This is a genomic window from Ammoniphilus soli (assembly GCF_040813775.1).
The window spans coordinates 15,682-28,140 of sequence record NZ_JBEGDL010000052.1; the positions used below are offsets into that span (position 1 = coordinate 15,682).

Consider the following 12,459-nt stretch of genomic DNA (forward strand, 5'->3'; position numbering starts at 1 on the left):
AAAGAAAAAATTGAGTCGTTCATTTTAAGTATTATTTTATTGAATTTACAATCTTCAATATCTCTGATTTCGTCGGAGGATCCTGTGAAACATATTCCAGGGAGTAGTAAAGTCCATCCCGTTCCCAATCTATCCTAGGGTCTCCACCTTACGAATAATCGTTGCATATACACTCTTACTGAGGAAAACATTTCTCGAAGTTCTTCAGCAGCTTAGGGTTTCCTTTGATCCGCAGTTTTCTTGTCAGCAACGCCGCCGCCATATTTTGTTCCTTCGCCACGATCCCAAGCCACGTTTTGCTATCCACCGTAATCCGAATATCCGGCTTGCCGTGAAAACCGTCCCGAATCAGGATCGTATTGTCCCGAATGTCGATTGTCGTTTGTATCGTTTCATCGCCGGTGAATGCAAAATGATAGGTGCAGTTTAGCCCCGACGCCTGCTTCGGCTGGAATGCATGAGGCATCAGGTTGATCAAACCGCGGATCGTGTTCGGCCTGAGTCCATTCCCGACGCGTTTTACCGTTTTATGGGGAAAACGTTTCTTAACAAACGCTTCCGCATCTGAGCCCGGAGTTACATAAACCGTCTCTTCTTTCGCCTGCAACGGCTTTAATACATCATTCATGAACCCTTTACGGTCTTTCAGAAACGGCCCGATCACATCTTCGCCCGCCGGACAAACCGACAAGCAATAAGCCGCTTTGTAGTTAGCCCCGAAACTCAAACTTTGCCACCAGGAAGTCGTTTCGGTTAGCGGTACTTCATTCCGGTACTCTTTGACGTTCTTGCTGTCCACGACCGTTTCCACCCAGTCGCTGAAACCGCCCATAAACTCACGATAATTGTGCGTAGTGCATGAAGAAAAATTAAATTGTCCGTCCGCACCGATCGCGCCCACAGGGCAGGCAGATACGCAAAGCTTGCATTCCAGACATGGGTTGTAGTCAATCGGCCGGTCTTCCTTGTTGACCCGGGCATCGATCATAACGGCGCCAAGCAGAATGAAGTTTCCGAATTTCGGATGAATCACGTTGCGATGGATGCCCATATGGCCTAACCCTGCCGCAACGGAAACAGGCTTGAGCGAAACGACCCAGGTCTTGCCGGGAAACTTATCCATCTCCATCGGGAAACCGACTGCTGAATTTAAAGCCCGTATCCCTCGCGCTTCCAATGCGGACACGATGTGATGGGCTGTCTCCGCTATCTTATCGCCGGTATGATGAAATTCAATATTGGCAAGGGATCGCGCTGGTGTGCGGATCGGTTCTCGATTCATTCTGGCAACGAAACTGATCACAGTCTTGGCATGCGGGAATACGGACAAAATGTCATCCCGTTGATCATCCAATTCCGAGCGTTCAATGGATACAACCCCTACATCGTCAGCTCCGGCCTCAAGACATAATTCACGTATCCACTCATAATCAACCGTTTCGTTGTCAAGAGTGGCGGATTGCGCAGAGGATTCGTAGTAACGCACAACTGTGGGATGTTTTTTGATATCGGACACTTTCATCCATCCTTTCATATTAAGTGTATATACACCTTTTTGATGAAAAAAATTAATCTCGCCTGTTCAGCTTAACGATATCAGATAATTGACCAAGCAAACCTTTATAACGGTCATCGCCCATATAGTCTCGAATACGGATTTGGCCTGTTCCCATAACGGCAGCGCACTCTTAAGAAGGTCCCGGCCGTCGGGTGTAAGAGCAATAAATCGTTTCCTGCGATCCTCCCCTTCCGTGATCGACACCCAGCCTTGCCTCTCAAGCGGCTTGAGATCCCGTGGCAATGTGGTCCGATCCATCAGAAGAAATTCGGGAGATAGATGTAATGGTGACAGACCCGGCCTGTTCAAGTGCCATCAGCAATGACAACTGTGTAGCCCGAAGCTGATATACACCTTTTTCAATACGGATGAATACCAAATGTATCTAAACCTGTTGTCTCGTCCAAACCGAACATAACATTCATGTTTTCAATCCCAACCAATGCTCCACCTTTTCCTACGCTATCCAAGACACTGAGAACAACGATTCTACCTCTGGATTCATCAACGTCCAAACCGATATGGCAAAAATTTGTTGAAGATACTGCTGATATCCAAGGATATGGGGCATAGTTCCACGAACCATTCGTATTGGAGGGCAAATCGATGACTTTAACGAAGAACTCGTTACGATAAAACTCTTGATAAAGTTCTATCAAGTCTTTTCTTTTTACTCTTCTTGTTGGAAAACAGTGATTTACGGTCAATATTCCCCTTGATATCGGCACATAATGGGGTGTGAAGTGCACGTGGACGGATTGTCCTGCAAGTGCGGATAATTCCTGTTCCATTTCATAGGTATGCCGATGATTCACCACGTTGTAGGATAAAATATTGTTATGTATTTCAGGATGATGAAGAGCACGATCTAGCTCATTCCCAGCTCCAACCGTTCCTGACATACCATCTACAACAATTTTATCTAAATCAATGAGCCCTTCCCTCACCAGTGGTGCAAGTGCAAGGATGGTTGATGAAGAGAAACACCCAGGATTTGCGACAAGTCTCGTACTCTTAATGTCCTTTCTATGTAGTTCGGTTATTCCATAGACCGCTTCTGATACCAAATTCCATTGACTATGCGTTTTGCCGTATACTCGTTCCCAATCCTCTTTGTTTTTCAATCGAAAGTCTGCACCAAAATCGATCACTTTGGCTCCTTGAGATAAAAATTTCGCTGCAATGTCCATTGCCAGCCCACTAGGGACTGAAACAAAAACTACATCACACGGCGTGATATCATCTGGATGAGTATATTGAATCCCTCTTCCAAAAAAGTTTTTATTGAAAACTTCAATGCTAGTATCCCCTCTACTTGTCGCCCACTCCACGCTTACATTTGGATGCCTTAATAACACACGGAGTGCTTCTGCACCCATGTAACCAGACGCTCCATAAATTCCAGCTCGAATCATTCAATCTCACTCCATAATGAAAAAGTATCTTCCGTCCTCCTCAAAATAGCCGCTCGGCTTCATCTTCCCCGCGCCTTCCTACCACGGAGCGCCATACACGTGCTGCTCGCACGCGCCACAAGTTTGTTCCGTTCATCCAATACGTCGCATTCCAATAAACCGATCGTTTGGCCTCTTTTTACAACCTTTCCCACGGCACGTAGGGTAGAATTCCGCACAGGTTTCAAAAAGTTAATCTTTAGTTCAATTGTGGTATACGTCTCACCCTCATCAAGTGTCGTCGCATAAGCGAGCCCCATCGCGGCATCTGCAATGTCGCAGAGCACACCCCCATGAAGTGTACCCATCGGGTTCGCATGGATTTTTTCGTCCGCCGTAAACGCAATCTCCACACGCCCATCGGACACATCCGATATGCTGAACCCAAGCAATTTTGCGATTGGCGGCGGCGGTACGATTCCCTGGAACACGTTTAACACATTTTCCAACCCAGCTTTCATTTCATCCACCTCTTGTTTTTAAGACCGTTCGGTCTGTTTTTAGGAATAAGAAATGTCGTATTAACTACGACAAACTTGGTGCGACAAGAAGTCTTTGAGATGTTGCCTCGCATAAGCCATCGGTTTCGTTTGCCCATACAATTTACTCAACATAAGCGCGCCTTCTAGCGTGGATATCCAAACCGTTGCAACGTAATCAACATCAAGCGTCTCATTGAACTCGCCAGACGTTACACCTCCTCGAACGATAGAATGGACGAGGCTGAGCAAACCGTCCATCGCCGTTTGCGCCCTTTCTCGCAAGATGGGGTCCGTATCGTCTGCCTCAATTGCCGCATTCATGATTGGACAACCACCTGGCATCAATTCCTGTTCTGCCACGCGTTGAAACACATCCACAATTGCCACCAATTTGTTTGCATATGACGAATGCCTAGCGATTGTGTTAGTATATTCGTTGCCCATCTCTTGAATGGCAAAGTCGAATGCGACTCGCATCAAATCCTCTTTCGTCTCAAAGTGGTTGTAGATACCCCCTTTTTTTAATCCCGTTTCAGCCATGACATCAGAGATAGACGAAGCCGCGTACCCACGCGTGTTAAACAGACGCGACGCCTTTTGCACAATGAACACTCTGGTCTTTTCACCTTTTGTATTTCGCATGGCTTCCCTCCGAATTGTCATCAAGATTACGTGATTTTAAGACCGTTCGGTCTTTTTTTAATTATACCCAACTATTCATTGTATGGCAATGGTGAGTGTAATCTTCGAAGGAGTATACACATCATTTCGCACACCTATTTGCCATACCATTCAATTAACCGACCTGTCTCGTAAGGAAACCGCGAATATATTGCGCAATTTCCTCTGCGTGGGCTCAAAGGCAAACAAAATTATGGTTACGTGGAAATTTATATTATTGCACTATCGATCTCCGTCCCTCGCAACAACTTATTTATTCGTACTTTTTCATAACAATGACCGCATTGTGACCACCGAAACCAAAAGAATTAGATAGTCCTATCCTAAGATTTGCTTTACGTGCAACGTTCGGCACATAGTCTAAATCACATAACGGGTCACGTTGTTCTTGATTGATGGTTGGAGGAATGAGGCCTTCTTGAAGAATCTTGGCTAACGCAATGGCTTCTACTCCTCCTGATGCCCCCAACATATGACCTGTCATAGACTTATTAGCTGTTATCGGAATTTGATGTGCCTGTGTTCCAAACAGTTTTTTAATTGCCATTGTCTCAGAAATGTCCCCCACTCCTGTACTCGTTGCATGAGCGCTAATGATATCGATTTGTTCCGTAGAAGTGCTGGCATCCTTTAAAGCCATTTTCATAGCAACATAGGCTCCCTTTCCTTCTGGATGTGTAGCCACCATGTGATAGGCATCTGAACTTGCACCGTATCCAATTACTTCTGCATAGACATGTGCATTTCTGCGCTTGGCGTGGGATAAAGACTCAAGAATTAAGATACCTGCTCCTTCTGACATGACGAATCCATCCCGATTGGCATCAAATGGACGACTCGCTTTAGCCGGATCATCGTTCCTTGTAGATAAAGCGGTAGCATTCCCAAAACTAGCTAAAGATAAGTCTGTTATGGCTGCTTCTGCTCCACCTGCGAAGATGACATCAGCTCCTCCATAGCGAATCACTTTTAATGCCTCACCAATGGCTGTATTTCCAATTGCACAAGCAGAAACAGGTGACATCGTAGGACCCATGGCGCCCCATTTAATACTAATTTGTGCAGCAGCAGCATTTGAAATCATTGCCGGTACGAGTGTGGGACTGACCCTTCCAGGTCCCCTCTCTCGAAGAATATCCAAATTTTCAATACAAGTTTCTATTCCACCTATTCCTGAGCCAATATAGACTCCTAGGCGTTCTAGGTCGATATCGTTAACATTTAAATCGGCATCTGTCCATGCTTGTTCGGCAGCGACTAAAGCGAATTGACAAAATCTATCTAAGCGCTTGGCATCTTTACGTCCAAGAAGTTCGTCTGAATTAAAATCTTTCACAATTCCTGCAATTTTGGTCTTATGGTTACTTACATCAAATGTATCAATGGAAGAGATACCCGACTTACCTTCAACTAGATTTCTCCAAAACTTTTCGACAACATTTCCTAGTGGTGAGACCACTCCCATTCCAGTGATGACTACTCTTTCCAACCTCGGTTCCTCCTAACACAATAAGTTCTATCTATATTTTCACACGATAAATATCCTATTACAAGTTGTTGTTTATCATAGTATAATTACTACTATGATGATTGCTACTATGATAGGAGATTAAAAACGTTGAATAAGCAAACCAGATACGCAGCACTATCTGCATTTTTGAAATCAAAACGTGCGAATATTAACCCTCAATCTTTCGGACTGCCAATGGGGACTCGGAGAAGAACTCCCGGTTTGAGAAGAGAGGAAGTGGCTCAAATCGCAGGAGTCAGTACCACTTGGTACACTTGGTTAGAACAAGGACGAGACATAAAAGTTTCTTCATCTGTGTTAGAATCCATTGCAACTGCCCTTCAGTTAAATAATGACGAAAGAAAGTACCTATATGACTTAGCTATAGAAGTAAATCCAAATGTTTCTCAACAAGAAGTTCAACAAACGAAAATTCCCCCTTCTTTAGAGAAAATATTATCCGAACTGAAACATTGTCCTACCTATATCACAGACCGACACTTTCAAATTGTCGATTGGAACCGTGCAGCAGCCCATGTTTTTTTAGACTTTGAACAGATTCCTTGGGAGCAACGAAACTTGATTCGCTTAGTATTTACAAGAAAAGAACTGAGGTCATTAGCGGTTAATTGGGAGCATTTTGTCAAAGGGTTTCTTGCTATTTTTCGAGCATATTACGGTCAATATGTGGGGGATCAATGGTATAACCGATTTCTTGAAGAAATGTCCGAACTTCACCCGGAATTTCAATCTCTTTGGCAAGAAAGTCAAGTAAGTATTGCACCAGAGGTTCAAATCGAATTTAGACATGCTAAAGCAGGAAAAATGCTTTTTAACCTAACATCCTTGCAAGTACAAGGGAATATGGATTTACGGTGCAGTGTGTATACTCCGGTAGAGGAATCCTCTACTGAACTGAAACTAAAACGATTGATGGAAAAAAGCGACGACTAGATTGACAGTTGTATTCGCTGATTGTAATCCCTTTTTATACAGTTATTGAAGTAATCTCCCAATAGCACAATAGGTTGCCCTATCGATGGCAGCCATTTTTCATTTGGTGTTATTTAGCTATTGACTCCCGTCCCTCAATCATTAAATGAAAAACCACCTAATTTCAGATGGTTTTCATTCTGTTTATTATATTGTTGCATACCTATTCTCTGGGTAAGGAAGCCCTAAGTTTCCTCGCAATGTACGGGATTCATATTCTCTTCGGAATATTCCTTTTTCCTGTAGGATGGGGACGACCAAATCAATGAAATCATCAATTCCCGAAGGATGTTCCTGTCTTAGGAGTAATAAGTCCATTGCCCCAGCTTGATGCCAATGCTCAATCATATCAGCCACGGTCTCTGGTGATCCGAAAAATTGGGGCTTAGGAGTACGATATCCTGGAGGCGATAACCTTTGTAACTCCTGAAACTTTTCATTCGCCTCAGCTTCTGTTCTTCCGACGATGATGTGTTGTGTTGGCATAATCAATAGGTCTTCCGGCGATCGTCCTGCAAGGGCAAGGAGCCCCCAAAAAGTGGGACTCCTCAAAATGTGTTGATTTTACAGTTCTTGAATGGTTGGACGAATAATCATCTCATTTACCGCTACATCTGATGGTTGTTCTATTGCAAATGCAATGGCACGAGCAATGCTAGCAGGCTCGATTTGAACTTTTTTATTAGCTTCAACGAACGCAGCTTTTAATTCTAAATCCGAAACGGCTTCTAGTAACTCTGTATCAATAGTCCCTGGAGAGATAATAGTTGTACGAATATTACTGCTAGACTCCTCTCTACGAAGACCTTCTGTAATAGCTCGTACAGCAAACTTTGTACCACTATAAACAGAGCTAGTAGGGAATACTAAGTGACCAGCTATTGAGGAAACGTTAATGATATGCCCTTCTTTTCTTTCTCTCATGGACGGAAGAACAGCAGCAATACCATATAATACACCCTTGATGTTAACATCAATCATTGTATCCCATTCCTTAACTTTCAGCTGAGAAATAGGTGATAGCGGCATTACACCTGCATTATTGACCATTACATCAATTTTCCCATATTCTTTAAGAGTATATTTAGCAAGCTCTTCCACTTGTTCTTGTGAGGCAACATCGGTCACTTTGTAAATGGCTTGCCCGCCTTTATTTTGAATCTCTTCTTGTAACTTCTTTAATCGCTCTTCGCGTCGAGCAGCTAGCACTAGCTTCGCACCTTTAGATGCAAGTTCTTTTGCAGTAGCTTCACCAATTCCACTAGAGGCGCCCGTAATAATGACAACCTTATCTTGAGTATTTGACATATAAATGACATCCTTTCTTTTAAAACACTTGATAATAGTAAACTTTTCTATTTTTCTTAGGTGAAAGGGGGAGAACACCTCCCCCTAACCATCTTTTCAGACTAACGAGGAAAGGTCATTCCGCCGTCCACGCCGATCATCTGACCAGTTATAAAACTAGCCTTATCACTGCAAAGAAATGCAGTAAGATAGGCAGCGTTAATTGCATCGCCCTGTTTTTCAAGCCCACGTTTTCCTTTACCCAAATGTATGGTATCATCAAGCCATTTTTCTAATCCCGTCAGCGCCTCGGTACATAAGTTAGTTTAAAGAACCACCCTTATACATAAAATTATTCGTTTATACTATAATGTTACCAATCGATTCGTTTTCCATCTCTAAAGAACCCCCCATTAGGCCCCTCAGGTCCAATAGTCGCTAACCAAAGGATAGACTCAGCTGCTTGCTTTGGGGTTCTTGAAGCAGATGGTCCACCCATATCTGTACTTACCCATCCCGGACAGACCGCGTTTATTTTGATATCTCCTTTGACTTCTGCACTTACCAGTTGTGTCAATCCATTCAAGGAAAGTTTAGACAACTTATAGGTGCCTACTCCTTGATCGGCCATTTCTCTCATTGTCCCATATCCTGAAGAAACATTAATAATTCTCCCATAGCCTTGCTTTTCCATGAGTGGGATAAAGGAATGGATGACATGGTAAGCACCGAAGAAATTAGTTGCCATCGTTTTGTCTAGAATAGAAGGGTCCATAGTTAATAACTTTTCATTCTCATCCAAATACACGCCAGCATTATTAACCACGGCGGTGGCAAACTATTGATGGATGGCAAAAGGAGACTTAGCTGGTGGAGACCCAAAACAGAATGAAAATAAATTGACCCTATCCAATACGTAAACACTGAATAGGGTTTTTAGCTTGTAAGGGAAGTCAGGACAGCTTATAAAATGTACCTTCTTCCCCTAAGTACAAAAAGTTACTTATTGGCCGGGCTCACTTTTAATTTTTTTCCTTTGATCGGTGTATGTTCCATGGCTTGTAAAACTAAAGAGCCTTTTCCATTAAGAATATCAACATAGGATAAATGATCCTGAACCGTTATAATTCCAATATCCTCCACGGTTACACCAGGGATATTCGCAATCGTTCCCACAAAATCTACGGCTCGAAGCTTTTTCTTTTTTCCGCCACTGAAATAGAGTTTCATAATCCCTTGGTTGATCCGGGCCGTTTTATTATTTTTAACGACTCTGCGGCCGCTGATTTTTTCTTCGAAGGCAGCCTTGGCCCTTGCCACATCTAGGTGTCTAGGCGCTTCGATTTTAGGAATCTCAAATCCTATGTAGTTTTCAATGGATCTAAGATACTTCCCTTCCGTAGGTGTTGCAAACGTAATGGCTTTTCCTTTTTTTCCGGCACGACCCGTTCTTCCTGTGCGGTGAACATAGCTTTCCTTCTCCATGGGAACATCATAGTTAATCACAAGGGTGACATTATCAATATCAATTCCTCGCGCAGCGACATCGGTGGCTACAAGATAACGGAAATTCCCCATTTTGAAGCCATCCATCACAGCAAACCGATCTTCTTGCTCTAATCCTCCATGGAGTCTTTCAATCGAATAATTTGATCTATTCAATTCCTTATATACAGTATCGACATGTTCTTTGGTTCGGCAGAAAATAATACAGCTATCAGGATTTTCAATAACCGTAACGTCTTTAAGTAGGGAAAGCTTATTCACTTCATTGACTTCGATTAAAGCATGTTCAATGGTTTCCGTAGTGATTCCCGCAGCAGCAATCTCGATATGAACAGGCTTTTTCATGTATCGATGACAGAGCTTTTCTACATCTTTCGGCAGGGTAGCCGAAAACACCATCGTTACTCTTTGCGAAGGAAGTTGTTGGATAATCTTTTCTACCTGATCGATAAAACCCATGTTCAGCATTTCATCTGCTTCATCTATAACCAAATACTTCATTTGCTCTAAAACTAGGGTCCCTCTCTCGATATGGTCCATGACACGCCCAGGTGTACCCACGACGATATGGGTTTTTTGTTGCAGTTCTTCTCTTTGTTTGGAAAAAGGCTCTTTCCCATATACGGCCATCGCCTTGATCCGCTTAAACCTACCAATATTCGTTAGATCGTCACGGACTTGAACAGCAAGCTCTCGAGTGGGGGTTAGGATCAAGGCTTGTGGATGTTTTTCCTCCCACTGCATTTTTTCGCAAACAGGTATACCAAAGGCAGCCGTTTTTCCACTGCCTGTTTGAGACTTTACGACAAGATCTTGGTTTTGCATGGCGACAGGCAGGACTTCACGCTGAACCTCTGTAGGGGTTTCGTATTTTAACAATTCAAGTGCTCTTCGAATTTCATCGCTTAAATGATAGTCCTCAAAATTCATGTATTTACCTCGCTTAAAAATTGTTCGGCTTATAGATAGGATTCTCTCAACGAATGATCATATGCAAATAATGAGTGCCTGTCACCACCCGATATTTGTCGATCCTCACACGGGAAAGAAGGTGACTCTCATGTCTCGTAATTCCAACAAATTGAATGGCAAGGTCTTAAAGTTAGACGTCCCTGCTCGATTTCGGTAAAGAAAAGAGCACTACCTTGACCTCCTCCATTGCAGAGATGGACACAGGCGATACATGGATGGCAGAAGAAGGCGAGTTAGGTTATAATTATTCGCCTAATTAAAGGGTATGGCAAAAAACCAATAACGAATGATAACAGAGTAAGGGCTAGGCAAATATTTGCCTAGCCTTTTTTTGTGATTACTGATGTGAAATCCTGTATAATTATTTGGTGAATTACGCCAAAAAGAAATGTGTGTTTTCAGCTGCTTCCAACCTAAAAGGGAACCCGTTAGGTCTATAGCCACTCCCCCACTTTTGATCTCCGTTAGGAATAAATTAGTCAACTCCAAAATGTTAAAAATTCCCCCTTGGGAATTATGGTCATCAAAGGGGTTTGTTTATCATTTTCAATTGATAATGAAACGTCTTTGCATAGAATACTTGATAATTTCTCTATAAACTCAAATACGGCTTTAGCTTCCGTTATTTTGTTTATTTCACGAGGGATTATGTCAAACTCCACTTCCTCTACTGAAAAGAAATGACATGCAATATCGACACCCTTGTATGTAAACCTCGAATAGATCACTTTTCCTTTCTTACTTTAAAAATATCGGTTATATCATTAGGAATTTCATCACTCGTTTCGCCATCAATCGAAATGGTAAATTGGTTTAAGTTCTTAATAAACTCCCATATGATTTTCCAATCTTCTAAGCTGGTTTGTGTTATATAAATGTCCCTCAGACTTCCATCATCAAAAAAGATTTTGTTTATTACAACATCTTCGTTAATCAACCCTTTAGTAGAACAAAAACGGACTGCCGGACGCAGCCCTGTTTATCGAACTATCGAATCCCGTTAGTTGAGCAAAAACCATGTCTTATTCGAACCTATACCTCTCAATACAATGGTTTATTACTTGGTTAATGTCATCTTCTTCCCATGTTAATTCTAAGGCATCAGCTATGCTTTGCATCGCGGAAATGCAAAATGTTCTATTATCTTCAGTTCCAATGACAATCGCTTTATCAAATGCCACATATTCGTCATTGTCTTCTTTTTTCCTGTGATACACAGATATTCTGGTTATTCTTGGTGAATTTATAATTTGAATATCAGCAAAAGGTTGAGCAGGTATTCTGATTCCTTTTTCTTTTTTATATTGGATTCCTTCAGCTTCTTTTTTTACCTTTAGTGTAATTTTCCAGTAATCTTCCCACTTCTTTGTTTCAAACCACTCGTTTTGAATGACTAAGAAGGCATGACCAATCATAATGGATAATGGGTTATAAAACCAATAACGATTCGTACCCAACTGAATATCAATAGAAGGACTTCGGAGGAAGATGACCTTCTTTCCAAGCAGGTTTTTAAGTATATTCACTTCTTCCTCAGACAGTACAGTAATGTACTTTTCCATGATAATCACTCTTTCATAAGCAAATAAAATTGCTCTATTATTTAACTATTCTGCCCGTTAGCTTAGTAACCTCATCGTTCTTTAGGTTTACTTTTACGTCACTTTTTTCGGATGTTATCCTTACTTTTATATGTCGTTAGACCAAATATATATTTAAAAAGTGACGCAAAAGCGTAGTTTCACGTCACTTCATAATGTTAGTTGGAAATAAATGTATTAACGTATGTTTTAACCAAAAAGTTGGTGCTATCCCTTTATGGATTATATGTAAGGTCAACTAGACAACCATCTGCGCCTGCTGGCTTGGTGCTAGCCAAGTTTTCTTTATTACAGAAGTTTGTTTGTTGGATATTGATTGTATGAGAAAAATATGAAATAATTTTATTAGCTATTGGGAGGGGTTTAAATGACGTTACTTTCAGAGATTCTTAAATACAATGAACAATTCGTTGAA

At 41.9% G+C, this 12,459-nt stretch carries 14 protein-coding genes; 1 reads left to right on the forward strand and 13 read right to left on the reverse strand.

The genetic code is table 11. From position 1 onward, the window contains the following. Nucleotides 1-175 precede the first annotated feature (175 nt). The 6 genes from ABLT31_RS35490 to fabF all read right to left on the reverse strand — a co-directional run bounded on the left by ABLT31_RS35490 (nt 176) and on the right by fabF (nt 5,664). Nucleotides 176-1,534: an SCP2 sterol-binding domain-containing protein gene (locus tag ABLT31_RS35490; protein ID WP_367760376.1), complete on the reverse strand. Its 1,359-nt coding sequence runs from the start codon at nt 1,532-1,534 to the stop codon at nt 176-178. Between the two features lie 48 nt (nt 1,535-1,582). Beyond that, nucleotides 1,583-1,816: a hypothetical protein gene (locus ABLT31_RS35495; RefSeq protein ID WP_367760377.1), complete on the reverse strand. Its 234-nt coding sequence runs from the start codon at nt 1,814-1,816 to the stop codon at nt 1,583-1,585. 101 nt (nt 1,817-1,917) lie between these two features. Then, a complete protein-coding gene (argC, locus tag ABLT31_RS35500; protein WP_367760378.1) occupies nt 1,918-2,973 on the reverse strand; it encodes an N-acetyl-gamma-glutamyl-phosphate reductase in 1,056 nt (351 codons plus the stop codon). A 59-nt stretch (nt 2,974-3,032) separates the two neighbouring features. Continuing rightward, nucleotides 3,033-3,473 (reverse strand): PaaI family thioesterase, encoded by a 441-nt coding sequence (locus tag ABLT31_RS35505; protein ID WP_367760379.1) that lies wholly within the window; start codon nt 3,471-3,473, stop codon nt 3,033-3,035. Between the two features lie 60 nt (nt 3,474-3,533). Continuing rightward, nucleotides 3,534-4,136, reverse strand: a complete 603-nt coding sequence (locus ABLT31_RS35510; protein ID WP_367760380.1) for a TetR/AcrR family transcriptional regulator — start codon at nt 4,134-4,136, stop codon at nt 3,534-3,536. 292 nt (nt 4,137-4,428) lie between these two features. Continuing rightward, nucleotides 4,429-5,664 (reverse strand): beta-ketoacyl-ACP synthase II, encoded by a 1,236-nt coding sequence (fabF, locus tag ABLT31_RS35515; RefSeq protein ID WP_367760381.1) that lies wholly within the window; start codon nt 5,662-5,664, stop codon nt 4,429-4,431. A gap of 129 nt (nt 5,665-5,793) precedes the next feature. Here fabF and ABLT31_RS35520 point away from each other — a divergent pair, with 129 nt between their 5' ends. Continuing rightward, the gene (locus tag ABLT31_RS35520) at nt 5,794-6,639 is read left to right on the forward strand and encodes a helix-turn-helix transcriptional regulator (protein ID WP_367760382.1); all 846 of its coding nucleotides are present in this window, start codon (nt 5,794-5,796) and stop codon (nt 6,637-6,639) included. A 186-nt stretch (nt 6,640-6,825) separates the two neighbouring features. Here the strand turns inward: ABLT31_RS35520 and ABLT31_RS35525 are convergent, their stop codons facing one another. The 7 genes from ABLT31_RS35525 to ABLT31_RS35555 form a co-directional block, all read right to left on the reverse strand. Continuing rightward, nucleotides 6,826-7,164 carry an LLM class oxidoreductase gene (locus tag ABLT31_RS35525; protein ID WP_367760383.1) on the reverse strand — a complete coding sequence of 113 codons (339 nt, stop codon included), beginning with the start codon at nt 7,162-7,164 and terminating at the stop codon, nt 6,826-6,828. A gap of 78 nt (nt 7,165-7,242) precedes the next feature. Further along, nucleotides 7,243-7,986: an SDR family oxidoreductase gene (locus ABLT31_RS35530; protein ID WP_367760384.1), complete on the reverse strand. Its 744-nt coding sequence runs from the start codon at nt 7,984-7,986 to the stop codon at nt 7,243-7,245. Nucleotides 7,987-8,087: 101 nt separating this feature from the next. Continuing rightward, the gene (locus ABLT31_RS35535) at nt 8,088-8,231 is read right to left on the reverse strand and encodes an SDR family oxidoreductase (RefSeq protein ID WP_367760385.1); all 144 of its coding nucleotides are present in this window, start codon (nt 8,229-8,231) and stop codon (nt 8,088-8,090) included. Between the two features lie 107 nt (nt 8,232-8,338). Further along, the gene (locus ABLT31_RS35540) at nt 8,339-8,791 is read right to left on the reverse strand and encodes an SDR family NAD(P)-dependent oxidoreductase (protein ID WP_367760386.1); all 453 of its coding nucleotides are present in this window, start codon (nt 8,789-8,791) and stop codon (nt 8,339-8,341) included. 173 nt (nt 8,792-8,964) lie between these two features. Next, nucleotides 8,965-10,401 (reverse strand): DEAD/DEAH box helicase, encoded by a 1,437-nt coding sequence (locus ABLT31_RS35545; RefSeq protein ID WP_367760387.1) that lies wholly within the window; start codon nt 10,399-10,401, stop codon nt 8,965-8,967. Between the two features lie 766 nt (nt 10,402-11,167). Further along, nucleotides 11,168-11,380, reverse strand: coding sequence for a hypothetical protein (locus ABLT31_RS35550; RefSeq protein ID WP_367760388.1), 213 nt, complete (start codon nt 11,378-11,380; stop codon nt 11,168-11,170). 85 nt (nt 11,381-11,465) lie between these two features. Next, complete coding sequence (locus ABLT31_RS35555; protein ID WP_367760389.1) at nt 11,466-12,005, reverse strand: hypothetical protein; 540 nt, start codon at nt 12,003-12,005, stop codon at nt 11,466-11,468. Between the last annotated feature and the right edge of the window lie 454 nt (nt 12,006-12,459).

Coding starts and splice junctions, on each gene's coding strand:
- ABLT31_RS35490 (WP_367760376.1), bottom strand. CDS start 1,534: ATGAAAGGATGGATGAAAGTGTCCGATATCAAAAAACATCCCACAGTT.
- ABLT31_RS35495 (WP_367760377.1), bottom strand. CDS start 1,816: ATGGATCGGACCACATTGCCACGGGATCTCAAGCCGCTTGAGAGGCAA.
- argC (WP_367760378.1), bottom strand. CDS start 2,973: ATGATTCGAGCTGGAATTTATGGAGCGTCTGGTTACATGGGTGCAGAA.
- ABLT31_RS35505 (WP_367760379.1), bottom strand. CDS start 3,473: ATGAAAGCTGGGTTGGAAAATGTGTTAAACGTGTTCCAGGGAATCGTA.
- ABLT31_RS35510 (WP_367760380.1), bottom strand. CDS start 4,136: ATGCGAAATACAAAAGGTGAAAAGACCAGAGTGTTCATTGTGCAAAAG.
- ABLT31_RS35525 (WP_367760383.1), bottom strand. CDS start 7,164: ATGCCAACACAACACATCATCGTCGGAAGAACAGAAGCTGAGGCGAAT.
- ABLT31_RS35530 (WP_367760384.1), bottom strand. CDS start 7,986: ATGTCAAATACTCAAGATAAGGTTGTCATTATTACGGGCGCCTCTAGT.
- ABLT31_RS35545 (WP_367760387.1), bottom strand. CDS start 10,401: ATGAATTTTGAGGACTATCATTTAAGCGATGAAATTCGAAGAGCACTT.
- ABLT31_RS35555 (WP_367760389.1), bottom strand. CDS start 12,005: ATGGAAAAGTACATTACTGTACTGTCTGAGGAAGAAGTGAATATACTT.